Consider the following 24,139-nt stretch of genomic DNA (forward strand, 5'->3'; position numbering starts at 1 on the left):
GAGGGGGGTTAGCGGGCCCAGCCGGTGAAGTGCTGGCCGGAGCGCGGCTCCGGACGGCGGGGCGGACGACGCTGCGCCTCGCCCCCACCGACGGCACCGGCGACGGCGCGCACCAACCAGGCGTTGACGGAGAGCCCGGCGCGCCCGGCGGCCTCCTCGACGCTGGCCTTCAGATGGTCGGGCAGCCGCAGGTTGATCCGTGAGGTGCCGCCCTCCTCACCCTCGGGCGCGGGCACCGGCACCGACAGCGGCGGCGGGCCGCTCGCCTCGCTCGCCGTCTCGACCGGCAGGTTGGCGGGCGCCACCACGAAGTCGGGCTCGCGCCCGCGCAGCCGAACGTGCACCGAGCCCGGTGCGAGATCGCGGGTGATCTCGTCGGCCGCGTCGGACAGGGCTTCGAGCAGGGTGAGACGGGTGGCCGCCTCCAACTGCGCGAAGAGTCGTTCGGCCAACGCCCGGGCCTCCGGGTCGACGCCCTCCGCCGCCACGGCGAACTCGTTACGCAGGTTCTCGACGTATGACCTCAGCTCCATGGCACCATCATGGCATCACTTTGGCTCACAATGCAACAGCCATGGCTCAACAAGGTGCCACTAACTGGTGCCACCGGGGGGTCAGTCGACCTCAGAGATCGCCGAACAGCCTTCGGACCAGGTGATTCGCGTCCTCCTGGCTCAATCCGGAGGCGACCAGGAGGTCACTGACGGTCGTCCGGACCTGTGCCACCACCACCGCGCCGGAGAAGCCGACGCCGTCCCGATAGGCGTACCCGGCCGTCCGGACCGCCCGCAGCGCCTGCTCGCGGGCGCGGTTCGGCTCGGCACCGGCGGCGAACTGCCGCTTCAGCAGGCGGACCGCCTCGGCGAGGTCCGCCACCGCCGTCGGCAACGACTCCGGCACCGGTTCGCCGTCCTCGATGAGCGTCACCGCCCGTCGGATCAGGGTGCCGCTGTTGCGCACCGCCCGGTCGATCGGCTCCGCCGCCTGCGCGTAGCGGCCCACCGGCCCGCGCCGTTGATGCCAGTACAGCGGTGACAGGGTGCTCGCCTCCCGGGCGCCCTGGGTCGCCTCGATGAACGCCTTCAACCGGCCCGCGCTCTGCCGCAGCTCACCCCGGGCCGTACGGGCCCGAGCGGCATCCCGCTCGGTCAGCGCCTCGGCGGTGGCGTCGAGCTGGGTCGCCAGGAGGTCCAACGCCGGCCGCGCGGCCCGGTTGAGCACCCGCAGCGGGTTCAGCGGCAGCAACACGGCGGTGACCAGCAGCGCCACCCCTCCCCCGACGAGCGCGTCCACGAACCGGGGGATCTCCAGATCCCGGACGGCCGGGCTGAGCGTGGCGATGAGCACCGCCGTCGCCCCCGCCTGGATCACCACCGCCGCGCTACCCGAGAGGAAGAGCGCGACGACGATCGCCAGCACGACGATCAGGGCGAGCTGCCACCATCCGGTGCCGATCACCACGAGGAGCAGGTCACCGATCAGCACGCCGACGGTGACCCCGATGATCAGCTCGACGGTGCGACGCAACCGCTGACCGACCGACGCGGCGAGCGTCGAGACGGCGGAGATCGGCGCGAAGACCGGCTGTGACACCTGTAGCAGCGAGTGCGCCACGAACCAGGACAGCCCGGCGGCCAGGCCGGCCTGCAGGGCGAGGCCGCCGATGGTCCGTACCCGGCGGACCCGCTCGCGTAGGGCGGCCCCCACGCGGTCCAGGAGCCGGACGACGGTCGAGGGGCCCGCGTCCGCTCCGCGCCGACCGGCAGCGACCATGGCGGCACCTACCCCGCCACGACCGGCTCAATCCTCGCCCGGCACGGCCCGGCCGTCCTCAGCGTGAGGTGAGCGTCTTCTCGGCGTACGCCCAGAGCCGGTCGGCCGCGGCCGGGTCGACCGCGTGGGCGGCGACTCCGCCGGTGGCGTCGGGACCACCGGGGACGACCTCGGCCTCCTGGTTGTCGTCGAAGTACCGACCGCCGACCCCGTCGAGCAGGGGTGAGCCGGCGAGCAGCACCGTGGTCGACGCGCCCTGGTCGGGTTTCTTGTAGTACTCCGCCTCGATGAGGTTGCCCGCCTCGTCCATCGCGCCCATCGCCCGCATCGTGTCGTCGTCGATGTGGCGCTGGAGGTTGGTGAAGATGTACCCGGGGTTGAGGGCGTTCGCGGTGATCCCGTCCCTCGCCCACTGGCGGGTGATCCCCACCGCGAGCAGGACCTCCGCGGTCTTCGACTGACCGTAGGCCGACCACGGGTCGTACGGACGCCGCTCGAACTGCGGGTCGTCGAAGTCGAACGGCGCGGCCAGGTGCGCACCGGAGCTGACCATCACGACCCGGGCCGCCTCGGCGGACCGCAGACTGCCGTGCAGCCCCCGGGCCAGCGCGAAGTGGCCGAGGTGGTTCGTCGCGAGTTGGAGTTCCCAGCCGACGGCGGTCAGCTGGCGGGTCGGGATCGCCATGATTCCGGCGTTGGCCACCAGCACGTCGAGCGGGCCCTGCCAGGCTGCGACGAAGGCGTCGACCGACGCCAGGTCGGAGAGATCGAGGGCGGACGACCGGACCGTGCCCGCTGTGGCATCGGTGGCGAACTCCTCGGCGAGCCGGTCGGCCGCGCGAGGATTCCGGGTCGCGATGGTCACCTCGGCGCCGGCCCCGGCCAACGCGCGCACCGTCTCCACACCGATGCCGGAGGCACCCCCGGTGACGATCATCCGGCGTCCGGTGAGGTCGACACCGTGGAGGACCTCGCCGGCGGTGGTGCGGGCGTTGAACGGGGTGGTGAGGCGTGGATTCGCTGTCATGACACCCAGGCTACGAACGCTCGGTTCAGACTGCCTATAGTCTGAAGTCCTTCATACTTTCGTGAGCGTCCAGAGGAGGTGGGGGTGGATCCGCTGGAGGATGTCCTGGCCCTGCTCGGCGCGACGAGCCACGTCTCCGCCGGCCTGGTCGGAGGCGGACGGTGGGCCGTCGGTTTCGACCCCCCGGCCGGAGCCAAGTTCAACGCCGTCCGGCGGGGCCGATGTTCGCTGCGGGTCGACGGCCACGCCGAGCCGATCGACCTCGGTACGGGCGACTGCTTCCTCCTGACCCGACCGGCGGCCTACACCCTCTTCAGCGATCCCGAGGTGCCGGTCCAGCCCGCGTACCCCATCTTCGCCGCCGCCACCGACGGTGTGGCGCGCGTCGGCGACGGTGACGACGTGTTCCTCGTCGGCGGTGCCTTCACCCTCGGCGGGCGGGCGCGCAGCCTCCTGCTGGACGACCTTCCGCCGGTCATCCACGTGCCCGCCGACACCCCGGAGGCTGGGACCGTCCAGTGGGCCCTCGGCGAGATCGACGCGGAACTGCGATCGACGCGACTCGGCTCCCACCTCGTCGCCGAGCATCTGGCGCTCGTCCTGCTGATCCGGATCCTCCGGCTGCACCTGGCCCGTGACGAGCGACCCGGCTCCGGCTGGCTGGCCGGTCTCACCGACCCGGTGGTCGCTCCCGCGCTACGCGCGATGCACGCGCGACCCGCGCACCCGTGGACAGTCGACGAGGTCGCCCGGGCGGCCACCGTCTCCCGGTCGACGCTGGCGGCCCGCTTCAAGAAGATCGTCGGAGTGGGCCCGCTGGAGTACCTGACCGGGTGGCGGATAGAACTCGCGGCCGACCGCATCCGGCGCAGCTCCGACACCGTCGCCACCATCGCCCAGGCCGTCGGGTACGGCTCGGAGAGCGCGCTGAGCGTGGCCTTCAAGCGCACCACCGGCCTGTCGCCGCGCGCCTACCGCACCGAGCTGGCGAAGACCGCCCGGAGCGACGTACCCGAACCGACGGTGACCGCCGGTCGGTCCCTGCCGGGGCGGTAGTACCGGCGGAGATTGGGGGCGTCCGGATCGGGTAGACCCGGCTCTGCCGTCACCGGCGACCCGGCGCCGTGGGGCGTCGGCGCCGGATCACGGGACAAGGGCTGCCAGACGCCTCGGGGGGACGTCGGATGGATCAACGCGGTTGAGCGGGCCGGACGACTCCGTTGACGTCGTGGAGCTACGCGTGCACGGAGTCTCCGGCGCGAGCGCCGTACAGGTGCTGGACCTGCAACAGACCGCGCAGGTAGCCGGTGACCGCAGCGGCGGGTTCTACCGGCCGCGCCCCCGGTATTCGGAGAGCACCGGCGCACACGGGGTGACGCTTGAGGCGTACCGCTGGGGTGACCTGCCCTCCGGGACCGTGGCCCGCACCCTGGCGGTGGTCTTCCTCCTCCCCTTCATGCTGGTCAACGTCGCGATCTGGATGCGCCCGGCGAACCCGGGTTCCGAGGCGACGGTCAAGTCCCTGTGCCGGCTGCTGGCGCTCACCCTCACCGTGTTGTACGTGCTCGCCATCGCCGGCGTCGCCCTGGACCTCGTCGGTTGGAAGTGCCTGGCCTCGCCGGACTGCCTGGCCGGACGGAGCTGGTTGTCCTGGTTGGGTGGACGCCCGGTCGGACTGCAACTGGCGGTGCTCGCGCTGGTCCCGGTTGCCGCGATCGGCCTGATCTGGCGGGTCAGCTGCCGCCCGGGGCGGACCTTCGAGGCGTTTCGGGCACCGGATCAGGGCAGCTCCGCGTCCCGGCTCGGCACCGTCGGCCAGTGGGACGCCGAACCACTCGTCGGTCGGCTGCGGGCCGTGCACATCGCCGCGGCCTTCGCGACGCTGGATCTCGTCCTGCTGCTGGCCCGAGGTGCCGGTGACGCCTCGCCGGCCACGATCGCGCTGACGGCGGTCACGGGGGTGCTCCTGGCGGGCTGCGTGGGGCTGCTCTGCACACCCCCGCTGATGGACCGGGCCCCCGGCGACCAGCGGCTGGACCGGGTCACCCGCACCCTCCGGACCGCTGCCGTCGTCCTGACCGTGGTCGTGGTGGCACACGTGCTGACCAGCTCGCGGTCGTGGCCGCCGGAGCGTGGGCTTCCCGGCTACGACCCGACCCTGGCCGGCCTGTTCGTGGCTCAGACGACGCTGCTGGCCGCCCTGGGCGTGGTGCTGCTCTGGCACCGCCGCCGGGAGCGGGGGGCCACCCCGCTGTACGGGTTGGGCCCTCTCGTGGTCGCCGCCACCGGGATCAGCATGGCGGTGGCGTACTCGGCCGAACTGGTCTACCGGGTGGCGGACTTCCTGGACCGCGACGTGCCGACCGGAGAGGGCATCGCCTCCGGCCCGCCCCGGGCCTACACCTGGGCGATCTACGGCTTCCTACGGGCGTTGCTGGTCACGGTGATCGTCGCCGGGCTCGTCGTCCTGCTTTCTCGCCGGGGTCGTCGTCGCGCCGGTGCGACGATCGTCGCGCGCGACTTTCCGAACCCGCCGGCCGGGGCAGGGCCTCGTCTGCGGCAGGTCCGGGACGCGATAGCTCGGGCCCGCTTCACCGAGAAGCTGGTGCCGCTGGCCGTGCTGTATGGCTGCCTCGCCGGGCTCGCCACCGCCACCACCACCGTCGGCCTGCTGGGGCAGTTCCCGAGCGACGTGATCGAGCGGAACGTGGGATTGCCCGCGGACGCCGTCACGTTCGGCATCGCGTTCGGTAGCTGGGTGATCGCGGCGATCATTCTCGGGCTGATCATCGGTGGCATCTTCGCGTACCGGACCGAGCCGTACCGCCGGCACATCGGCGTCCTGTGGGACCTCGGCACCTTCTGGCCGCGGGCCGCCCACCCGTTCTCACCGCCGTGCTACTCGGAGCGGGCGGTGCCGGAGCTGGCCCGCCGGATCACCTACCTCGTCGAGCGCGGCGACGCGGTGCTCCTCACCGGGCACAGCCACGGCTCGGTTCTGCTGGCCGCCACGGTGCTCCAACTGCCGCCGCGGGTCGGCGACCGGGTCGCACTGCTGACTCACGGATCCCCGCTGCGCCGCCTCTACGCCCGGCTGTTCCCCGCGTACGTCGACGACGCGGCGCTGTACGAGATCGGCCGGCGGGTGGGTTGGCGGTGGGTGAACCTGTGGCGGGACACCGACCCCATCGGCGGCTGGGTGTTCTCCCCGCGCACGTCACCCACCCCGGCCGGCACGGGCGACCCGGCCGCCGGAGTGGATCGCCGACAGCGTGACCCCGATGGCGTGGTGGCACCCCCCGGGGACAGCGTCGCCCCACCGATCCAGGGGCACTGGCCGGGCGAGTCCGACGAACCGTTCACCGAGGTGGTACAGGAGTTGGTGCGGCGCCTCGGTGGACGGGCCGACCCGCCCGGAACGCCGGGGTGACGGGCCGGCTCAGTTTCCCCGGCCCGCCCGGGTGCGCCAGTCGTCCAGAGCGGTGCCGGCGAGGCGGGCGCCGTCGGCCGGAACGAGGTCGCGTTCGCCCAGCTTGGCGCCGAAGTACCGGGCGTCGGGGTCGGCCACCACCGAACGACGGTCCTGCTGGTCGGCGAGGAGGGATCGGCCCAGTTCGTCGAGGCGGAACTGCTCCGGCCCGGCGACCTCGACCACCGAGTTCGTCGGCGTGCCGAGCGCGACCTCGGCGACCGCGGCGGCGACGTCGTCCGCGGCCATCGGCTGGATGAGCACCGGCGCGAGGTGTACGGTGTCGCCGTCCGTGGCGGTGTCGATGATGCCCTTGAGGAACTCGAAGAACTGGGTGGCGTGCACCACCGAGTACGGGAGTCCGGACGCGACGATCAGCTTCTCCTGGGCAACCTTCGCGCGCATGTACCCGCTGTCCGGGATCCGGTCGCACCCCACGATGGAGAGCGCCACGTAGTGGCTCACCCCGGCGTCGGACGCGGCGGCGAGGAGCGTCCGGGTCGAGGTCTCGAAGAATTCCAGTACGGCGGCGTTCTCGAACGACGGCGAGTTCGACACGTCGACGACGACCTCGGCGCCGGTGAGCGCGTCGGCCACCCCTTCGCCGGTCAGGGTGTCGACGCCGGTCTTCGGCGATGCCGGCACCGCCTCGTGGCCCTGGGCGCCGAGGCGCTCCACGAGCTTGGAACCGATGAGGCCGCTGCCCCCGATGACGACGATCTTCATGGTCGTACCACGTCCTGTCTGCACTGGGTTGGATCGTGCTGCCACCCAGTAAGACGGAAAGCGTGCGCGGATGCAGGACAATCGCCGGAGAACGGTTCGACGGAGATCAGGAGGTCGACGTGGCCACGGTGTCCCACCCGGTGTTCGCCCGGGTCTACGAGCGGCTCAGCGTCGCCATGGACCGCGCCGGCACGGCGTCGTTCCGGCGGGACCTGGCCGCCGGCCTCGCCGGCCGGGTGATCGAGATCGGCGCGGGCAACGGGCGGATGTTCGCCCACTATCCGCCGGGCGTGACCCAGGTCTACGCGGTCGAACCGGAGCGGCGTCTGCGGGCCGCCGCCGAGCGCGCCGCGTCGACCGCGCCGGTTCCGGTGACTGTCGTCGACGGTCTGGCCGAGGCGCTGCCCGCCGGCGACGGCGAGTTCGACGCGGCGGTGGTGGCGTTGGTGTTGTGTACCGTGCCCGATCAGGCAAGCGCGTTGGCCGAGATCAACCGGGTGCTGCGCCCCGGAGGCGAGGTGCGGTTCTTCGAGCACGTCGCCGCCGAGGGGGCCAGCGGTCTGCACCGCGCCCAACGACTCGTCGACGCCACGCTGTGGCCGAAGCTGTTCGCCGGCTGCCACACCAACCGCGACACCGTCGCCGCCATCGGCACGGCCGGCTTCGAGGTGCAGGAGCTGCGCAGGTTCCGTTTCCCGGCCACCAGCAACAGCCCCTCCTCCCCCTGCGTCCTCGGTCGCGCGCTCCGGCCGGCCTGACACCGCCGTCGATCGCACCACTCAGCGGCGAGGCAGCCCGGCCAGCCAGACCTCCAGCTCCGCCGGGGAGCGCAGTAACACCACGGGCGGCGCGGACGGGTCGGACTGCCAGGCTCGCATCCGCCGTCGGGCCCGGCCGAACGCGGTGACGTGCCACACCAGGATCGAGTCCGAGGAGAGCACACTGCCCAGCGACTCGCGATTGCCGTTGCAGATCACCTCGCCGGTGACCACTCGGCGGACGGTACGGCGGAGCAACCGCCCGAACGACAGCCACCGTGGATAGTCGAGACCGACGACCAGGTCGGCGCGGGCCATCGGGACGTCCCGCCAACCGTGGTACGCCCCGTCGATGATCCAGCGGTCCCGTCGGCAGATCTCCTCGATCCGGCTGCGTTGCTGGGCGACCGGCACCTCGACCCAGCCCGGTTGCCACAGCAGGTCGTCCACCGGATACCACTGCAGTCCGAGGTGTTCGGCCAGTCGCGCCGCGAGGGTGGACTTGCCGGAGCCGTACACCCCGTAGACCAGGATGCGACGCGGTGCGCTCATCGCGGCAGCGTACGTCGTGAAGGAAAATCGGTTGTCGTGCCGGACGCGCCTCGACCAGAGTGGCGTCCATGACGTACTGACGGACTCCACCTTTGCTCCGCGCCTCCCGGTGCTGCCTCCCGGGGGCCGTGACGCCGTCCGCTCTTCACGTTCACAGCCAGAGATGAGCATCCTTGTCCCAGCACCACCTCCCTCGGGAGGCCCTGCCCCCGTCCGCCCCGGCCACCGTCACGGTGTTCGCCTCTCCCGCGAGCTGGATCGAGTCCGATGCGCTCGCACAGTGCCAGCAGGTCGCCGCCCTGGACGGCATGCGGCACGTCGCCGCGATGCCGGACCTGCACCCGGGCAAGGGTGCGCCCATCGGCGCGGCCATGGCCTCGACAGTGCTGTACCCGTTCCTGGTGGGCTCCGACATCGGCTGCGGCATCGCCGTGTTTCCGATCAAGCTCAAGCGGGCCGTGCCGGAACGGCTCGCCGCCCGGTTCCCCGACCTCGACCAGGCGCTCGACCCGGTACGCGACGCCGACGACCCGGCCTGGGCCGCCGTCGACGGTGACGTTCCGGCCGGTCACCTGGACGGTCTCGGGACAGTGGGGCGAGGCAACCACTTCGTGGAGCTGGCCCGCGTCGACACCGTCCTCGACGTGGGTCACGCAGGTCGGCTCGGGCTCGATGCGGGCGATCTCGTGCTGATCGTGCACAGCGGGTCCCGTGGTCTGGGCGAGCGGATCCTGCGGGCGCACACCGAGGTCCACGGTGCCGGCGCGGCACCCGATCCCGCCGCCTACCTGGGCGGGCACGACGACGCCGTGCGCTGGGGTTCACTCAACCGCCGGGTGCTGGCCGCCCGGGTGGCGCACGCGTTGGGGGCCGAGCCGACCGCGCCGATCGTCGATGAGTGCCACAACCTGGTCGAGGTCCGGGACGGGGTCTACCTGCACCGCAAGGGCGCGGCGCCGGGTGACGGGCGCGACGTCCTCATCGCCGGTACCCGGGGAACGGCGTCCTATCTGGTAGCCGCGCACGCCGGACGGGACGCCAACTTCTCCGTGGCCCACGGTGCCGGTCGCAAGATGTCGCGCGCTGACGCCCTACGGCGGGGCAGAGCCAAGCACACGGTCGAGGAGCTGCGCCGTACCCCGGTGGGGTCGTTGGTGGTGTGCGGTGACCGGCAGTTGCTCTTCGAGGAGGCGCCCACGGCGTACAAGCGCATCGAGCAGGTGATCGGCGACCTGGTCGAGCACCGGCTGGCCACCCCGGTGGTCAGCACGACACCAGTGGTCACCTACAAGACGCCGGACCTCGGCTCCGCACGCCCGCAGCGGCGGGGCCACCGCGGCCGGCGAGGCCGCTCATGACCGCGTTCCTGCTGTTGTCGGCCGGACGTGGGCCGCAGGAGTGCGCCTGGGCGCTGAGCCAGTTGCTGCACCGCCTCCGCGACGAGGGCGTCCGCCGGGGTCTGACGATCCAGCAGGTCGAGGCGGTGCCCGGCGACCGCGCCGGCACTCACCGGTCGGTGCTGATCCGGATCTGCGGTGCCGACGCCGAGGCGTTCGCGGCATCCTGGACCGGGACGCTGTGCTGGCAGGCCCCGAGCCCGTACCGGGTGGGCGTCGGCCGGAAGAACTGGTACGTCACCGCCCAGCCGCCCGAACGCGACGCTGAACCGACGACGTTTCGCGAGGCGGATGTCGACGTCGTCGCCTGCCGCACCGGCGGGCCGGGGGGTCAGCACCGGAACAAGGCCAGCACGGCGGTACGCGCGACGCACCGTCCTTCGGGCCTGGTGGTCGTGGTGGACCAGGAGCGGCAGTTCAGCCTCAACCGCCGGATCGCCCTGGACCTGCTGCGCCACCGCATCGAGCAGGACGACGAGGCGGCGCGGCGTGCCGTCACCACCGCCCGGTGGCGCGTCCACGACGGGCTGGTTCGCGGCGACCCGGTCCGGGTGGAACGTCCAACGGGCTAGGCCCGCTCAGACCTCCAGCACGGCGTCGGCGAACGCCTGCGGCGCCTCCTGCGGCAGGTTGTGCCCGACACCGCCGCCGACGGTCCGGTGCTCGTACTGGCCGGTGAACTGCTTGGCGTAGACGGTGGGCTCGACGTGGGGCGCGCCGTTGGCGTCGCCTTCCATGGAGATGCTGGGCACGCTGATCTTCGGTTGGGTGGCCAGGCGCTTCTCGATGTCGTCGTACTGTGCCTCGCCGTCGGCGAGGGCCATCCGCCACCGATAGTTGTGGATCACGATGTCGACGTGGTCGGGGTTGTCGAACGACGCCGCGCTGCGGTCGTACGTCGCGTCGTCGAACGTCCACTGGGGGGACGCGGTGTGCCAGATCAGTTTGTTGAAGGCGCGTCGGTTCTTGTCGTAGCCCTCCCGCCCTCGCTCGGTGGCGAAGTAGTACTGGTACCACCACGCCAATTCCGCCTTCGGCGGCAGCGGCGCCTTACCGGACTCCTGGCTGGCGATCAGGTAGCCGCTGACCGAGACCAGCCCCCGGCAGCGTTCGGGCCACAGCGCGGCGACGACATCGGCGGTCCGCGCGCCCCAGTCGAACCCGGCGAGCTTCGCGGTGTCGATGTTCAGGGCGTCCATCAGGGCGATGAGGTCGAGCCCCATGGCGGCCGGTTCGCCGTTTCGCATCGTGTCGTCGGAGAGGAACCGGGTCGTGCCGTAGCCCCGCAGGTAGGGGACGACGACCCGCTGACCGGCTGCGGTGAGCAGCGGTACGACGTCGGTGAAGCTGTGGATGTCGTAGGGCCAGCCGTGCAGAAGGATCACCGCGTCGCCGTCGGGCGGACCGGCGTCCACGTAACCGACGTTCAGGACTCCGGCGTCGATCTGTCGCAGGTCGGTGAACCCGCCAGCGGCCTTTGCCATCGACTTTCTCCCCGCGTCCGGACCTGCTCGGATGTGCTGATCACGCCCGAATCTAGCGACCTGTCCGGGGCCTGATCACCGTTCAGACAAGGACAGCTCGACGGGTCCCGGAATGGGTACGATGCCCCGCTCCCGCGGATGTTCCCGGTGGAGGTCGGGGGCCGGTAGCCGCAGGACCGTAGGGTGATGGCATGGCTGAGCGACCTCTGACCCTGATGGCGGTGCACGCCCACCCCGACGACGAGGCGACGAGCACCGGCGGCGTCCTTGCCCGCTATGCCGCCGAAGGGGTGACGACGGTGCTCGTGACCTGCACCGACGGGCGATGTGGCGACGGCCCCGGTGGGGTCAAGCCGGGCGAGGAGGGGCACGACCCGGCCGCCGTGGTGGCGATGCGCCAGGCCGAGCTGGAGGCCAGCTGCGCGACGTTGAAGGTCACCCATCTGGAGACCCTCGGCTACGCCGACTCGGGGATGATGGGCTGGCCGACGAACGACCAGCCCGGCGCGTTCTGGATCACGCCGGTGGCGGAGGCGGCGGCCCGGCTCGCGGAGCTGATCCGGCAGTATCGGCCGGACGTGATCGTCACGTACGACGAGAACGGTTTCTACGGCCACCCGGACCACATCCAGGCGCATCGGATCACCATGGCCGCTGTCGAGCAGACGGACATCCCGGCGAAGGTCTACTGGACCACCGTGCCGCGTACGGCGTTCGCGGAGTTCGGTCGGATCATGAAGGAGCTCGGCGTCGAGTGGGCCGAGCCGGACGCGGAGTCGGAGCCGGGGCCGCAGCTCGGTCTGCCCGACGACGAGATCACCACCTGGGTCGACACCAGCAAGTACGGCGCGCAGAAGTTCGACGCGCTGGCCACGCACGCCAGTCAGACCGAGAACATCTTCTTCCTGCAACTGGGCCAGGAGCGGTTCACCGAGCTGATGGGCGTGGAGACCTTCTTGCGGGTGCGGGACCAAACGGGCGCGCCGACCCCCGAGGACGACCTCTTCGCCGGTCTGCGCTGATCACCTCTCGATAGCGCCACCGGACATCGTCGGCCACCGGGGCGACGACGTCCCGTGGCGTGCGTCGCGAACGTCCTCGCCACCCGAACCGGTCGCCGAACCACGGCCTCCGGTCGCCGAAAGTTTCGCTGGCTGGCCACGCCGCGCCGGGCAGGTCATGTGATGAATTTCCGGAAGTTTTCAGCGTTGACGCCCAGACATCGATCGGCTTAACGTTTCGAGCAAGTTTCCGGTTTCCGACCGGAACTACCGGCGTCACCCAGCCATCTCGCGTCTCCATCCGAGCACGACCGGACCCTCACCTCCTAGATCGACATCTATCTATTGATCATCGGGAAGGGCAGGCACATGAAGTTGAGACAGTGGTCGAGCGTCGGCCTGGTCGCCGTCGCGACCATCGCCACGCTGAACACGGTGCCGGCGACCGCGAGTCGACCGTACGACCCCACAACGCAGAGCCTCGGCACTCTCGGCCTGCGCCACGGTCTGCACGTCGGCACCGCGGTGAACATGGATGCACTCAACGACGCCGACGACCCGCAGTACCGCAGACTGGCCTCCTCCGAGTTCGCCTCGGTCACCGCCGAGAACGTGATGAAGTGGGAGAGCCTGGAGCCGACCCGAGGCACCTACAACTGGGGGCCAGCCGACGAGTTCGTCGACTTCGCCAAGCGCAACCGGCAGAGCGTGCGCGGTCACGTGCTGGTCTGGCACAACCAGCTGCCCGCCTGGTTGACCAGCGGCGTCGCCGACGGCTCCATCAGCAAGCAGGAGTTGCGCGAGCTGTTGCGCAAGCACATCACCACCGTCGTCAACCGCTACAAGGGCAAGATCTGGCAGTGGGACGTGGTCAACGAGGCGGTCAGCGACCCGTGGGACACTCCGTCGACCCTGCACTACAAGGGCTTCTGGGCGCAGAACCTCGGGCCCGGCTACATCGCCGACGCGTTCCGCTGGGCGCGCGCCGCCGACCCGAAGGCCCTGCTGTTCTACAACGACTACAACATCGAGGCGTTCGGCTCGGGCAACCCGGCGGACGACAAGACCCAGTTCGTGTACGACATGACCAAGAGCCTGCGCGCTCAGGGCGTCCCGATCGACGGAGTCGGCTCCCAGGGCCACCTGGGCACCCAGTACGGCAACTTCGACACCCTCCAGGTGACCGCCGCGCTGAGGAAGTTCAGCGGGCTCGGCGTCGCGACCGCGTTCACCGAGGTCGACGTGCGCAGCCGGCTGACGGAGGGCGTCCAGGCGGGCGACTCCGAGGAGATCAACCCCCGGCTACAGGCGTCGGCCGCCAACTTCAGCGTGCTGATGAAGGCGTGCCTCGCCGTGCGGAGCTGCCTGTCGTACACGGTCTGGGGTTTCAGTGACAATCATTCGTGGGTGCCCGGCTGGTTCGACGACCCGCCGGAGGGCCTGGCCACCATCTACGACGAGAACTACCAGCCCAAGCGGGCGTACCAGGAGTTGAAGTCCGACCTGATCTTCGCCGGGCCGCCGTACGTCCTGCCCCGCATCGCACCCAAACCCCGCCGCTGACGCCCAGGGCCGTGTGGAGCTTCCCGAAGCTCCACACGGCCCGTGTGCCGCCACGGACGTCGACGTTCGACTCACGTTCGGTGGTTCCGTCGCGCCATCCGGACGCCATCGGAGGGCTGGTGCCGGATCTGCCGGTTTATTGATGGTGTTGGTGTCACTATTGCAGGCGTGGGAACTGCGAAAACTGCCATGCCTGCGATCTCGCCGCTCACCGGCGATCCCATCAAGCGGGCCGATGCCGAGCGGCTAGCGGGGGTGCTGAAGGCCTTCGCCGATCCGGCGCGACTCCGGTTGCTCAGCCTGATCCAGTCCGCGCCGGAAGGTGAGGCGTCAGTGAGTGACCTCACCGCGGCGCTCAATCTCTCCCAGCCGACGGTGAGTCATCACCTTCGGATCCTCACCGAGGCCGGCCTCCTCGAACGCGACAAGCGCGGGGTCTGGGCGTACTACCGCCTGGTGCCCTCCGCGATCGCGCAGATCGCCGACCTGTTGACGCCGCCCCGGAAGCGGGCGACGAAGCGGGCCCGCTGACCGGGCCCGCAGGCCGGCGCGTCACATCCGCTCCACCGTGCGGATGCCCAGCAGGTGCAGCCCCTGCCGCAGGGTCCGGGCGGTCAACTCGGCCAGCAGCAGCCGGCTCTCCCGCAGCTCGTCCGTGGCCCGCAACACCGGGCAGCGCTCATAGAACGCGTTGAACGCTGTCGCGAGTCGGTGCAGGTAACCCGCGAGCTGATGAAACTCGAGACTCCGCTCCAGCTCGCCGACCACGGCGGCGAAGCCGAGCAGCTCGACCGCGAGCGCCCGCTCCGCCGGCTGCGCCACCACGATGGGCGCGTCCGGCCGTACGGCGGTCCCGGCCCGCCGCAGCACCGACCGGATCCGGGCGTACGCGTACTGGAGGTAGGGAGCGGTGTTGCCGTCCAGCGCCAACATCCGTTCCCAGTCCAGGACGTAGTCCTTCGTCCGGTCGACGGACAGGTCGGCGTACTTGACCGCGCCGACGCCCACCGCGCGGCCGATCTCGGCGGCGGTCCCGGCGTCCAGATCCGGGTTCCTGCTCCGGGCCAGCTCGGTGGCGCGGGCGACCGCCTCCTCCAACAACCCGACCAGCTTCACCGACTCACCGGCCCGGCTGCGCAGCATCCGCCCATCAGTGCCGAGGATGGACCCGAAGCCGAGGTGCTCGGCGCGGGCCGGCGGACAGAGCCAGCCGGCCGCCTCGGCGACGGCGAACACCATCGCGAAGTGCTGCCGCTGCGGTAGGCCCACGACGTACAGCAGCCGGTTCGCGCCCCACTCGCCGACCCGCTGCCGCAGCGCGGCCAGGTCGGTGGCCGGATAGCCGTACCCACCGTCGCTCTTGCGCACGATCAGCGGCAGCGGTTCGCCGTCGCGGCCGGTGAACCCGGGTGGGAAGACGCATTCGGCCCCACCGCTGGGCAGCAGCAGCCCCAGCCGGTCCAGGTCGTCGACGACGCCCGCCAGCAGGTCGTTGTAGGTGCTCTCGCCCCGGAAGTCGGCCTCGGACAACGTCACGTCGAGCAGGTCGTACACGGTCAGGAAGTACCGCTGCGACTGCGTCACCAGCAGCCGCCACAACCGGCGGGTCCGCTCGTCACCGCGCTGCAACGCGACCACCCGCAGCCGCGACCGTTCCTGGAACGCCTCGTCGGCGTCGAACTTCAGCCGGGCCGCCCGGTAGAAGGTGTCCAGGTCCCCCATCGACAGGTTCTGTGCGGCTTCGGCCTCGCCGAGGTCGATCAGGTGCTCGATCAGCATGCCGAACGGTGTGCCCCAGTCACCCAGGTGGTTGACCCGCACCACCCGGTGCCCGAGCCAGTCCAGCAGCCGCACCGCCGCGTCGCCGATGACCGTGGAGCGGAGATGCCCGACGTGCATCTCCTTCGCCACGTTGGGCGCCGAGTAGTCGACCACCACCTTCTGCGGCGTCGCCGTCGACGGCACGCCGAGGCGGGCGTCACCGGCCAGCCCGGCGACCAGGTCGGCCAGGGCCCGGTCGGCAACCGTCAGGTTGAGAAAGCCCGGCCCGGAGACCTCCGCCGACACCCCGACGTCGTCGAGCACCGCGTGCGTCAACACCGCCGCGGCGATGTCGCGCGGTGGGCGACCGAGCCGCCGGGCCAGCGCCAGCGCCGCGTCGGACTGGAAGTCCGCGCGCGGAGACCGCCGCACGAGCGGGTCGACCGGGCCGCCGGCCACCGCCGCGAACGCCGGTGCCAGCCGGTCGGACAACAACTTCTCAAGATCCATGAGTACGCCGATCTCGCTCGGACCCGCGTTGCCACGCGAGCCGTTGACGGGGGGAGATTCGGGCGGACCGAGGACGACCAGCGAACGACCGGCGGCTCGATCCGCCGGTCGCAGGTAACAGGTCAGCGCGGGCGGGCGACGGATCGCCGGCGTCGCCCCGCACCGACCTGGACGTCACACGACAGTCCGGTGCACTGGGCGATCACGCTGGTCATGCGGGGCAGCCTAGCGGCCCGGCCGACCCGACGACAGACGAATTCCCGTGGTTCGGCCGACGCCCGGGGCGTCGCCTGGTCGTTTCGGTCGACTCGGCGCAGGGAACTGCCTCAGGACCGACGAGGGGTGATCATGAGGCGACACGCACAACTACCGATGGCCCGTACGCGACGCGCGCTGGCGCTGCTCGGCACCGTCGCGCTGGCCGCTGCCTGCACCGCCACCGAGGATCCGTCCGGCTCCGCCCCGGCGACCGCGGCACCGGCCACCGCGTCGACGTCAGTGCCCACGACAGAACCGCCATCGCCGAGCGCGAGCACCCCGGTGACGATCCCGACCTCCGCCTTCGTCGAGTTGCCCGGCGAACTGCGGAAGTCCCCGCGACGGACGACGCCGGTCGAGGAGGCGCTGCCGGGGCTGTGCGGCAACGAGTTCGGCACCGGCGGCCGGCAGGTCACCGCGAGCGCCGCGATGACTGTCACCTACCGGAAGGCCGGCGAGCCCGCCAGCAACGTGCCGCAGGGGATGATCCACCAGACCATCTTCACCTTCGACGGTGACGGCGCCCCCGGTTACCTGAGCCGGCTGCGCACCGCCGTGCAGGCGTGCCCCTCGTACGACCAGTCGGGGAACCGCGTCACCGTCAAGAGCCAGGTTCTGCCCGGCGTCGGGAACGAGGCGCTGCTGCTGACCCGGACCTGGCCCGAGACGAGCCTGAACGGCGAGCGCACCGGCGGCACCGCGTCCAGCCAGATCGCCGTGGCCCGCGTCGACAGCACGGTCACGGTCTTCGACGACGAAGGGTGGGGGGGCACCAGCGGCAACCCCGCCATCCTGGACCGGGTCGTGCGGGACGGCGTACGGACCATCGACGCCTGGCAGCGGTAACCGCGCGGTCGTCGCCACGACGGCTTCCTCCGACCGGTCCGGTTCTCCGTCGGATCTTGGACACCTGGACCCAGGCCGCGCTCACGCCCGGAGACTAGGGATCTCGGTCCACAGTGACGCCGACGACCTGGATGTGGCGGCTGATGAAGGTTTCACCCCCGGGCGGACGCGAGCACCGCGACGGTCCAGCGCACGCCGGTGAGCTGTTCACCGACCGGGAAACCGAGTCGCAGGCGTTCAAGTCGACGCTGGCCCGGTTCCGCCAGCTGCTCGACGGCGACGACGAGGTCGGGGTCGCCCGCCACAACGTGCTGACCTTCTACGGTCTGGGCGGCATCGGCAAGACCGCTCTCTCGGAGCGGCTGGAGGCCTGGGTCCGTCGCGACCTCCCGCTCGTCAACGGCTGGGGGCCACCTCCGGCCACCAACGTCGACGCGACGGCCCGGATCGACCTGCACGGCTCCGCCGGTCGTATGGACCTTCCCACGGCACTGCTCGCGTTGCGGGCAGGCGTGGCCGGCATCCGCCGCCGTTGGCCGGTCTTCGACCTGGCGTTCACGGCCTACTGGTCGGCCCTACGTCCCGGTGAGCCACTGCCACGCTTCCGGGGGCGGGACGAGCTGGAGAACTCCGTGGCGGAGACAGTGGGCGAGGTACTCAAAGACCTCGGCTCGCTGGCGGACCTCGCCGGTGGCACGGCCGCCTCGCTCGGGGTGCGTGGTGTCCGCAAGGTGGTCGGTGAACTCCGCCGCCGACGTGATCTGCGGCTCGCCGTCGACGGGTTCCCGGGCTTCGAGGATTTCCTGCTCCGTTGCGCCGACGAGCCGAGCCCTACCGAGCCTCGACCAGCCCTGGCCTGCAAGCTCGCCGCGGCTCTGTCCTGGGAGCTGGCTCAGGTCATGCCGTCGCCCCTGGTGGCGGTGTTCGTCGACACGACCGAACGGCTCGCCCTGGACCCGCGACGGGTCTCGGAGGGCCACCTCAACCGGCTGATCCACGGCATGCCGAACGTGTTGTTCGTGCTGACCGGGCGCGATCTGCTGGACTGGTACGACGAGAGCCGCGTCGACCTTCCGCACCGCGGTCCGTGGACGTGGCCAGGGCTCGTGCCTGGTGCCGCGGACAACCCCCGGCAGCATCTCGTGGGCAACCTCTCCCCCTCGGACACCCGCGCGCTGGTCATGCGCGGACGTACCCAACTCGACCTGCCGATGAGCGACGACGTTGTCGAGCACCTCGTCCGATCGTCGGCGGGGCTGCCGCAGTATCTGGAACTGGCTCGGCAGGTCGCTATCTCGATCAAGGATGCCGGGGCTGGACGCGAGGTGAAGGCCCAGGACGTCACGGGTTCGCTCGGTTCGCTGGTGATGCGTATCCTCGACGACGTTCCGGCCGACGAGCAACGGGCCATCCGGGCCGCGTGCCTGTTCCGGGTCTTCGACACTCACCTGATGGCGGCCGCGGCGGACGTCGACCACGGGTGCGCCGAGCGGGCCGTTCGACGTCCGATGATCGACCACCACCACGGCGACCGCTTCCCGTACCGGATACACGACGCCGTCCGGGAGGCGATCCGCCGATCCGACCACCAGATCTCCGGCGGCTGGGCCGAGCGCGACTGGGAATTGGCCGCCGGCCGGGCCGCCGCCGCGGTCCGATGCCAACACGACGATGCCAAGAATCGAGAAGACAACCGCGAGGTCCTGGACCTGATCGGTGTCGCTGTCGTGCTGGTGTGCGAGCAGAGCACGACGCTGGAGCCGGCTCCGAGTGAGAACTACGCGGACTGGTTGTCACGCGCGATCGTGTTCAGCCCGTCGGTGCAGGGCCTACGGTCCCGGGTGCCGGCCGCGAGCCGCACCGGGTACGGTCGCCTGGTCCTGAACTTCATCGCGGCCAAGTCCATCGAGACGCCGGTGGACGAGCGACTCAGTCTGCTCCGCGAGATCTTCGACTCCGATCACCCACTCTGGCCGGCCGCGGGCCGGCATCTGGGCTACACCCTGCGGCTTCGCCACCGCTGGGACGAGGCGCTCGCCGTCTTCGACGAGCTGGTCGCACGTAGACCCACGCCACTGCACCGGGGACAGCGTCCACAGGTTCTGAGCCTGGCCCGGCGCTTCAGAGATGCCGACCAGGCCGCGCGAGGGCTCCCGGTGCAGAGCCTCATCACGAGGGTGGCCGAGTACGCCCACGGTCGACCGGAGCGCTACTTCGCCGAGATCGCCGACAAGATGGCGAAGCTGCGCGACGCCGGCCGCCAGCGGGAGTATCTGGAGGAGGTCGGCACACTGCTGATGCGGCGTGCGTTCTTCCGCGGCGACGTCAGCGTCGACGAGATGCGCGACTTCGTCGATCGGGCCGACCAGTCCGGTCACCTGGTCGCGACCCGCTCCGCATTGCTCACCACCGTCCTGCTGGGGCACTCGGATCGGACGGACGTCGCGCTGGCCATCGACCGCCTGCGGATCCTCGACGAGGCGTCGATGGACGAGATCGGCTACCGGTACGGGCTTGCCGAATGCTGCATCGCGCTGCTCGACGGCGACCGCGACCGCCTGGAGCGACTACGCGACGAGCTGAGCCTGCTGACCGCCCGAAGTCGTTCGATGATCCCGGTCGAATGCTTCCTGGAGTCGCAGGGCCTACCGCTGCCCGCCCAGCCGACCCAGTGGCTCGAGCCCGCCGAGGACGTCACCCGCCGCTGGGCCGATCACTTCGCGGCGTACGCCGCACGTCACAGGTGATGGCAACCCATCATCGTCCGTCGCTCAAGGAGGTTCGCGATGTCGGACGGTCAGGTAACGAAGGCGCCGTGGCTCCCGCCTCGGTGGTTCATCCGGCTGGCCTGGGCGGTGCACCGGGGCCTGTACCGGGTCAGCGGCAGCCGGGTCGGGCTGTGGCGGCCGCGCGAGCACCGGTGGGGCACGCTGCGCCTGACCACGACCGGTCGCCGCACCGGCCAGCAGCGCAGCGTCATCATCGCGTACTTCGAGGATGGCTCGAACCTGGTCGGGGTGGCGATGAACGGGTGGGGCGAGGGTGCCCCAGCCTGGTGGCTCAACCTCCAGGCTCATCCGGACGCGTCCGTCGAGCTGGCCGACGGGCGCCGGCTGGTGCGCGGTCGCGCCGCCACCGACGACGAGCGGTCGCGCCTGTGGCCGCGGTGGCGCGCGGCCGACAAGAACTTCGACGCCCACGCGGCACGACGATCGTCGGAGACGACAGTGGTGGTGCTGGAGCCCGTATCGGGTGGCGACGACGTGGCGTGACCGCGCAACCCGCACCCGCCGGACAACTGCGGCGGTACGAGGTGCCGGACGCGTACATCCCGGGTGGTAGGCCGGTCGGCAACTCCGGCATGACGACTCACCAGCTGGTTGCTTCCTAGGCTGCCACCTGTATTCGCCATGCGACCGAGGGGATCCACCATGTCCGTCCGTCACCTGCTCGCCGCCGCCGTAGCCGCCCCGCTCGCCGGGATGGGGCTGGGCGCACCGGCAGCCGCGCACGTGTCCGCCCAGCCGAGCGCGGCCACCGCTTTCGCCATGAGTACCGGGCGCTTCGGGGCCACTGTGGCCGTCCTGCTGGGGCTGGCCGCCACGATCATCGGAGGTCTGGCAGTGGCCCGCCCCGCCAGTCGGCTCGGCACCGGATCGGGCAGCCTCGGAGCCGTCCTGGCCCTGGTGACGGGCCTGATCGGCATGGCGCTCGGCGGGCTGGTGGCGGCCACCGCCGACAGCGGCATCGGCGCGGGCAACGGACGCGGTGGGGCCTATGTGGCACTGGCGGTCGGACTGGCCGGGGTGGTGCTCGGCGGGCTGGCCCTGGTGCGAGCGCGCCGCACCGGCCGTCTGGCGGGCTGACTCAGGAGTGAGCGAGCCAACCCGGCACGGTCAGACCGGACTCATAGGCGAGGATCACCAGCTGGGCTCGGTCCCGGGCCTGGACCTTGGTCATGATCCGGCTGACGTGTGTCTTGGCGGTCGCCGGGCTCAGCACCAACCGTGCCGCGATCTCGTCGTTGGAGAGGCCGGCGGCGACCAGCGTCAGCACCTCACGCTCCCGCTCGGTGAGCACGCTCAGTCGCGGCCCGGGGTCGGGATGTTTGGCCCGGGCCGCGAACTCGGCGATCAACCGCCGGGTGATCGACGGCGCGATCAACGCGTCACCCCGGGCCACCACCCGCACTCCGTGAATCAACTCCGCTGGCTCGGTGTCCTTGACCAGGAAGCCGCTGGCACCGGCACGCAGCGCGCCGTAGACGTACTCGTCCAGGTCGAACGTGGTCAGAATGATCACGCGAGCGTCGCAGTTCGCGACGATCTCACCAGTGGCGGCCAGGCCGTCGAGCCCGGGCATCCGGATGTCCATGAGGACGACGTCGGGTCGCAGGTGCCGGGCCAGCCGCACCGCCTCGAATCCGTCGGCGGCCTCGCCGACCACCTGGAGGCCGTCCTCACCGTCGAGGATGGACCGGAAACCGGCGCGTACGAGGGTCTGGTCGTCGACGAGGAGCAGCCGGATCACCTCTGCTCCCCCACCGGCGCCGGAACGGGTCGCATCGGCAGGCGGGCACGCACCCGGAAGCCCCCGCCCGGCTGCGGGCCGGTGTTCAACGAACCGCCGAGTGCCAGCGCCCGCTCCCGCATTCCGAGGATCCCGCTGCCCGGGGAACCCGGCACGCCGGTGCCGTCGTCCTCGACCTCCACGAACACGTCGTCGTGATCGGGCCGGACCCGGACCACTGCGGTGGTGGCACGCGCGTGACGCGCCACGTTGGTGAGCGCCTCCTGGACGATCCGGTACACCGCCAGATCGACCTCCGGCGGTAGCGACGGTGTCTCGGTCAGCTCGGTGCGGATCTCCAACTCCGGCCGAGCGGCCGTCCTGATCAGATCACCGAGGCGGTTCAGACCGGGTGCGGGCACGACCGCCGGGGCCTGCCGCAGTGCGCCCAGCGTCGCCCGCAACTCACTCAAGGTCTCCTTGCTGGTCTGTTTGATCGCGGTGAGGGCCTGCTCGGACCGGACCGGGTCGGGTCGGTGCAACGCGGCGCTGGCCTGCACGTTGATCAACGACAGGTGGTGGCCGAGCACGTCGTGCAACTCCCGGGCGATGCGCAGCCGCTCCTCGGTGGCCCGACGCCGGGCCTCCTCCTCCATCCGCTGCTCGGCGACGACCGCTCGGGCCTGCGCCTCGGCGAGGTAGGCGCGGCGGTTACGGGTCACGCCGACGATGACCGCGACGAGCCAACCGGCGTGCAGCAGCGTCGCCCCGTTCATGGTGTCCGGGGTGCGGTTGTCGCTGTCCGCCACGGCGAAGGCGATCACCGAGGCGAGACCGAGCCCGATGGCGACCGCGAGATGTCCCTCGTCGACGACGGTGTAGAGCGCGACGACGAACACCAACATGATCGGACCCGGCCGGTGCAGCAACGCCCCGTACGCGCCGATGGCAGCCAGCGCCACGATGCCCACCGGCACCGGGTGACGTCGGCGCAGGTACAGGGCGCCGGTGGCGAGCAGCACCACCAGCAGCGCCGCCCACTCGGCGACGGTGGCGATGCCGCGCGACTGCACCACCAGGCCCACGACGGCGACCAGACCCACGGCGGGCACCAGGAGCACGTCCGCCGTCCGGCCCCGCCACCCTGACATGGGGCGAAGCCTAGTCTCCCGCGAATGAGCGGGAGAAGGTCCGACTGAACGGTTCAGGTGTGCTGGTTGCCATCGGCCAGGTTCGCGTCGTAGCCGGCGGCCTGGAGGGCGAACAGTTCGGCGTACCGGCCGCCGGTGGCGACGAGGTCGGCGTGGGTGCCGTCCTCGACGAGCCGGCCGTGGTGCAGGACGAAGATCCGGTCGGCGTGCCGGACGTTGGCGAGCCGGTGCGTGATGAGGATCGTGGTGGCCCGACCTCTCCGGTCCCGGATGGCCTGGAACAGGGCGTCCTCGGCGCGGGGGTCGAGCGCGGAGGACGGCTCATCCATGATCAGCAGTTCGGCGTCGCGCAGGAACCCGCGAGCGGCGGTGATGCGCTGCCACTGCCCGCCGGCCGGCGAACAGTTCCACCAGCACCCGCTGCGTCGCCAACAGGCCGAACGCTGCCATGGCCCCCGCGCCCACCGTGGCCGCAGCCACCACACCGGTACGGAGCCGGTCAGCGCGCCAACTGATACCGATGGCTGTCCAGACGAGCCTGGGCAACTCCGCGAACACGGCGAGGACGCCGGCCTCCGCGCGCGCCCGGACCCCCGTCTCCCACCACATCTCCCGCAGCTCCGGCAACACCGACTCCGTACGCCCGGGGCCGGGTTGGTCCGCTCGAACGCGGCGGTCCTCTGCGGTGGCGGCCTCGCTCATGGACGTACCTCCCAAGCGGCGGAGCAGGCTTTCTGGAGGATTGGACCACCCGGGCGTAGCTCTCGGCAATCGTTTGGGCACTCGCGGTCATCGATGTGCGGTGATCAATCTTTGCCGAGGACATCGAGCTGCGCCCGCAGCGCCGTGGCGATCTCGCCGGCCGCGACGATCTGCTCCGGCGTGAGGGCGTCGACGAAGAACTCCCGGATGGCGCGCAGGTGGGGATAGGTGGCTCCCCTGAACGCCTCGGCGCCGACCGTGGTGAGCAGCACCTCCGCACCGCGGGGAACAGTGGCGCACTCCTGGCGGCGGATGAGACCGCGCCGCTCCATCCGCCCGAGGTGGTGGGAGAGCCGGCTGCGCTCCCACCCGATGCGTGAGGCGAGTTCGGACGACCGCATCGCCTCGCCCTCCGCCTCACTGAGAGCGAGGAGCACTGCGTAGTCTCCGGTCGAGAGCGAGGAGTCGCCCTGCAGGCGGGACTCGAGCCGGGAGCCGAGCGTCGCCGTCGTCTCGATGAAGTCCCGCCAGATTCGCAGCTCGTCCGCGGTCGGAAGTTGCCGTCCGCCCCGCCGGCCGGGTGTGGCCTCCGTCATCTCACTCTCCCGGGAATTGACGTGTCAATCGCCAAGTTAGCATCATTGACACGTCA

23 protein-coding genes and 1 pseudogene are annotated in these 24,139 nt (G+C 71.1%); 12 read left to right on the top strand and 12 right to left on the bottom strand.

Going from position 1 to position 24,139, the window contains the following annotated elements; translation table 11 throughout:
* Positions 1–8: 8 nt before the first annotated feature.
* The 3 genes from ACZ6NZ_RS11690 to ACZ6NZ_RS11700 form a co-directional block, all read right to left on the bottom strand.
* A complete protein-coding gene (locus tag ACZ6NZ_RS11690; protein ID WP_366611427.1) occupies positions 9–533 on the bottom strand; it encodes a hypothetical protein in 525 nt (174 codons plus the stop codon).
* Between the two features lie 91 nt (positions 534–624).
* Entirely contained in the window at positions 625–1,773 is a 1,149-nt protein-coding gene (locus ACZ6NZ_RS11695) for an FUSC family protein (protein ID WP_465858055.1), read from the bottom strand.
* Between the two features lie 58 nt (positions 1,774–1,831).
* Entirely contained in the window at positions 1,832–2,800 is a 969-nt protein-coding gene (locus ACZ6NZ_RS11700; RefSeq protein ID WP_465858057.1) for an SDR family NAD(P)-dependent oxidoreductase, read from the bottom strand.
* 84 nt (positions 2,801–2,884) lie between these two features.
* Here ACZ6NZ_RS11700 and ACZ6NZ_RS11705 point away from each other — a divergent pair, with 84 nt between their 5' ends.
* Both ACZ6NZ_RS11705 and ACZ6NZ_RS11710 read left to right on the top strand, forming a co-directional pair.
* Entirely contained in the window at positions 2,885–3,856 is a 972-nt protein-coding gene (locus ACZ6NZ_RS11705) for an AraC family transcriptional regulator (RefSeq protein WP_465858059.1), read from the top strand.
* Positions 3,857–4,040: 184 nt separating this feature from the next.
* Entirely contained in the window at positions 4,041–6,230 is a 2,190-nt protein-coding gene (locus tag ACZ6NZ_RS11710) for a hypothetical protein (protein WP_465858061.1), read from the top strand.
* Between the two features lie 9 nt (positions 6,231–6,239).
* Here ACZ6NZ_RS11710 and ACZ6NZ_RS11715 read toward each other — a convergent pair whose 3' ends face one another.
* On the bottom strand, positions 6,240–7,019 hold the full coding sequence (locus tag ACZ6NZ_RS11715; RefSeq protein WP_465858063.1) for an SDR family oxidoreductase: 780 nt from the start codon (positions 7,017–7,019) through the stop codon (positions 6,240–6,242).
* A gap of 95 nt (positions 7,020–7,114) precedes the next feature.
* On the opposite strand from ACZ6NZ_RS11715, the gene ACZ6NZ_RS11720 reads away from it, so the two are divergent.
* Entirely contained in the window at positions 7,115–7,753 is a 639-nt protein-coding gene (locus tag ACZ6NZ_RS11720; protein ID WP_465858065.1) for a class I SAM-dependent methyltransferase, read from the top strand.
* A 21-nt stretch (positions 7,754–7,774) separates the two neighbouring features.
* Here ACZ6NZ_RS11720 and ACZ6NZ_RS11725 read toward each other — a convergent pair whose 3' ends face one another.
* Positions 7,775–8,305, bottom strand: a complete 531-nt coding sequence (locus tag ACZ6NZ_RS11725; RefSeq protein ID WP_465858067.1) for an AAA family ATPase — start codon at positions 8,303–8,305, stop codon at positions 7,775–7,777.
* A 173-nt stretch (positions 8,306–8,478) separates the two neighbouring features.
* Here ACZ6NZ_RS11725 and ACZ6NZ_RS11730 point away from each other — a divergent pair, with 173 nt between their 5' ends.
* Both ACZ6NZ_RS11730 and prfH read left to right on the top strand, forming a co-directional pair.
* On the top strand, positions 8,479–9,663 hold the full coding sequence (locus tag ACZ6NZ_RS11730; protein ID WP_465858069.1) for an RNA ligase RtcB family protein: 1,185 nt from the start codon (positions 8,479–8,481) through the stop codon (positions 9,661–9,663).
* Positions 9,660–10,274, top strand: coding sequence for a peptide chain release factor H (gene prfH, locus ACZ6NZ_RS11735; RefSeq protein WP_465858071.1), 615 nt, complete (start codon positions 9,660–9,662; stop codon positions 10,272–10,274). The genes ACZ6NZ_RS11730 and prfH overlap by 4 nt, the downstream gene beginning before the upstream one ends.
* Before the next feature lie 6 nt (positions 10,275–10,280).
* On the opposite strand, the gene ACZ6NZ_RS11740 is transcribed toward prfH, so the two are convergent.
* The gene (locus ACZ6NZ_RS11740) at positions 10,281–11,186 is read right to left on the bottom strand and encodes an alpha/beta fold hydrolase (RefSeq protein WP_465858073.1); all 906 of its coding nucleotides are present in this window, start codon (positions 11,184–11,186) and stop codon (positions 10,281–10,283) included.
* A 191-nt stretch (positions 11,187–11,377) separates the two neighbouring features.
* On the opposite strand from ACZ6NZ_RS11740, the gene ACZ6NZ_RS11745 reads away from it, so the two are divergent.
* The 3 genes from ACZ6NZ_RS11745 to ACZ6NZ_RS11755 all read left to right on the top strand — a co-directional run bounded on the left by ACZ6NZ_RS11745 (position 11,378) and on the right by ACZ6NZ_RS11755 (position 14,281).
* Entirely contained in the window at positions 11,378–12,208 is an 831-nt protein-coding gene (locus tag ACZ6NZ_RS11745) for a PIG-L family deacetylase (protein ID WP_465858075.1), read from the top strand.
* A 348-nt stretch (positions 12,209–12,556) separates the two neighbouring features.
* On the top strand, positions 12,557–13,750 hold the full coding sequence (locus tag ACZ6NZ_RS11750; RefSeq protein WP_465858077.1) for an endo-1,4-beta-xylanase: 1,194 nt from the start codon (positions 12,557–12,559) through the stop codon (positions 13,748–13,750).
* 189 nt (positions 13,751–13,939) lie between these two features.
* On the top strand, positions 13,940–14,281 hold the full coding sequence (locus tag ACZ6NZ_RS11755) for an ArsR/SmtB family transcription factor (RefSeq protein WP_238686609.1): 342 nt from the start codon (positions 13,940–13,942) through the stop codon (positions 14,279–14,281).
* A 21-nt stretch (positions 14,282–14,302) separates the two neighbouring features.
* On the opposite strand, the gene argS is transcribed toward ACZ6NZ_RS11755, so the two are convergent.
* Positions 14,303–16,021, bottom strand: a complete 1,719-nt coding sequence (gene argS / locus ACZ6NZ_RS11760; protein WP_465858079.1) for an arginine--tRNA ligase — start codon at positions 16,019–16,021, stop codon at positions 14,303–14,305.
* A gap of 348 nt (positions 16,022–16,369) precedes the next feature.
* Between argS and ACZ6NZ_RS11765 the strand changes: the two genes are divergently transcribed.
* The 4 genes from ACZ6NZ_RS11765 (at position 16,370) to ACZ6NZ_RS11780 (ending at position 20,991) form a co-directional block, all read left to right on the top strand.
* The gene (locus tag ACZ6NZ_RS11765; protein ID WP_465858081.1) at positions 16,370–17,125 is read left to right on the top strand and encodes a hypothetical protein; all 756 of its coding nucleotides are present in this window, start codon (positions 16,370–16,372) and stop codon (positions 17,123–17,125) included.
* Between the two features lie 143 nt (positions 17,126–17,268).
* Positions 17,269–19,872: a hypothetical protein gene (locus ACZ6NZ_RS11770; RefSeq protein WP_465858083.1), complete on the top strand. Its 2,604-nt coding sequence runs from the start codon at positions 17,269–17,271 to the stop codon at positions 19,870–19,872.
* 39 nt (positions 19,873–19,911) lie between these two features.
* Positions 19,912–20,397, top strand: coding sequence for a nitroreductase/quinone reductase family protein (locus tag ACZ6NZ_RS11775; RefSeq protein ID WP_465858085.1), 486 nt, complete (start codon positions 19,912–19,914; stop codon positions 20,395–20,397).
* A 159-nt stretch (positions 20,398–20,556) separates the two neighbouring features.
* On the top strand, positions 20,557–20,991 hold the full coding sequence (locus ACZ6NZ_RS11780) for a DUF6223 family protein (protein WP_465858087.1): 435 nt from the start codon (positions 20,557–20,559) through the stop codon (positions 20,989–20,991).
* Position 20,992: 1 nt separating this feature from the next.
* Here the strand turns inward: ACZ6NZ_RS11780 and ACZ6NZ_RS11785 are convergent, their stop codons facing one another.
* The 5 genes and pseudogenes from ACZ6NZ_RS11785 to ACZ6NZ_RS11805 all read right to left on the bottom strand — a co-directional run bounded on the left by ACZ6NZ_RS11785 (position 20,993) and on the right by ACZ6NZ_RS11805 (position 24,083).
* The gene (locus ACZ6NZ_RS11785) at positions 20,993–21,655 is read right to left on the bottom strand and encodes a response regulator (protein ID WP_465858089.1); all 663 of its coding nucleotides are present in this window, start codon (positions 21,653–21,655) and stop codon (positions 20,993–20,995) included.
* Positions 21,652–22,785 (bottom strand): sensor histidine kinase, encoded by a 1,134-nt coding sequence (locus ACZ6NZ_RS11790; protein WP_465858091.1) that lies wholly within the window; start codon positions 22,783–22,785, stop codon positions 21,652–21,654. Before ACZ6NZ_RS11790 ends, ACZ6NZ_RS11785 begins: the two co-directional genes overlap by 4 nt.
* 53 nt (positions 22,786–22,838) lie before the next feature.
* A pseudogene (locus ACZ6NZ_RS11795) lies at positions 22,839–23,180 on the bottom strand (ABC transporter ATP-binding protein); the annotation flags it as partial.
* Positions 23,107–23,487, bottom strand: a complete 381-nt coding sequence (locus ACZ6NZ_RS11800) for a hypothetical protein (RefSeq protein WP_465858433.1) — start codon at positions 23,485–23,487, stop codon at positions 23,107–23,109. The gene ACZ6NZ_RS11800 and the pseudogene ACZ6NZ_RS11795, both read right to left, overlap by 74 nt.
* Before the next feature lie 104 nt (positions 23,488–23,591).
* Positions 23,592–24,083 (bottom strand): MarR family winged helix-turn-helix transcriptional regulator, encoded by a 492-nt coding sequence (locus ACZ6NZ_RS11805; RefSeq protein WP_366611398.1) that lies wholly within the window; start codon positions 24,081–24,083, stop codon positions 23,592–23,594.
* Positions 24,084–24,139 lie beyond the last annotated feature (56 nt).

The organism is Micromonospora sp. NPDC047756, from assembly GCF_055587245.1.

Coding starts and splice junctions, on each gene's coding strand:
- ACZ6NZ_RS11765 (WP_465858081.1), top strand. CDS start 16,370: ATGAGGCGACACGCACAACTACCGATGGCCCGTACGCGACGCGCGCTG.
- ACZ6NZ_RS11770 (WP_465858083.1), top strand. CDS start 17,269: ATGAAGGTTTCACCCCCGGGCGGACGCGAGCACCGCGACGGTCCAGCG.
- ACZ6NZ_RS11780 (WP_465858087.1), top strand. CDS start 20,557: ATGTCCGTCCGTCACCTGCTCGCCGCCGCCGTAGCCGCCCCGCTCGCC.
- ACZ6NZ_RS11740 (WP_465858073.1), bottom strand. CDS start 11,186: ATGGCAAAGGCCGCTGGCGGGTTCACCGACCTGCGACAGATCGACGCC.
- ACZ6NZ_RS11725 (WP_465858067.1), bottom strand. CDS start 8,305: ATGAGCGCACCGCGTCGCATCCTGGTCTACGGGGTGTACGGCTCCGGC.
- ACZ6NZ_RS11745 (WP_465858075.1), top strand. CDS start 11,378: ATGGCTGAGCGACCTCTGACCCTGATGGCGGTGCACGCCCACCCCGAC.
- ACZ6NZ_RS11800 (WP_465858433.1), bottom strand. CDS start 23,487: ATGAGCGAGGCCGCCACCGCAGAGGACCGCCGCGTTCGAGCGGACCAA.
- ACZ6NZ_RS11755 (WP_238686609.1), top strand. CDS start 13,940: ATGCCTGCGATCTCGCCGCTCACCGGCGATCCCATCAAGCGGGCCGAT.
- prfH (WP_465858071.1), top strand. CDS start 9,660: ATGACCGCGTTCCTGCTGTTGTCGGCCGGACGTGGGCCGCAGGAGTGC.
- ACZ6NZ_RS11805 (WP_366611398.1), bottom strand. CDS start 24,083: ATGACGGAGGCCACACCCGGCCGGCGGGGCGGACGGCAACTTCCGACC.
- ACZ6NZ_RS11690 (WP_366611427.1), bottom strand. CDS start 533: ATGGAGCTGAGGTCATACGTCGAGAACCTGCGTAACGAGTTCGCCGTG.
- ACZ6NZ_RS11790 (WP_465858091.1), bottom strand. CDS start 22,785: ATGTCAGGGTGGCGGGGCCGGACGGCGGACGTGCTCCTGGTGCCCGCC.
- ACZ6NZ_RS11700 (WP_465858057.1), bottom strand. CDS start 2,800: ATGACAGCGAATCCACGCCTCACCACCCCGTTCAACGCCCGCACCACC.
- ACZ6NZ_RS11695 (WP_465858055.1), bottom strand. CDS start 1,773: ATGGTCGCTGCCGGTCGGCGCGGAGCGGACGCGGGCCCCTCGACCGTC.
- argS (WP_465858079.1), bottom strand. CDS start 16,021: ATGGATCTTGAGAAGTTGTTGTCCGACCGGCTGGCACCGGCGTTCGCG.
- ACZ6NZ_RS11775 (WP_465858085.1), top strand. CDS start 19,912: ATGTCGGACGGTCAGGTAACGAAGGCGCCGTGGCTCCCGCCTCGGTGG.
- ACZ6NZ_RS11750 (WP_465858077.1), top strand. CDS start 12,557: ATGAAGTTGAGACAGTGGTCGAGCGTCGGCCTGGTCGCCGTCGCGACC.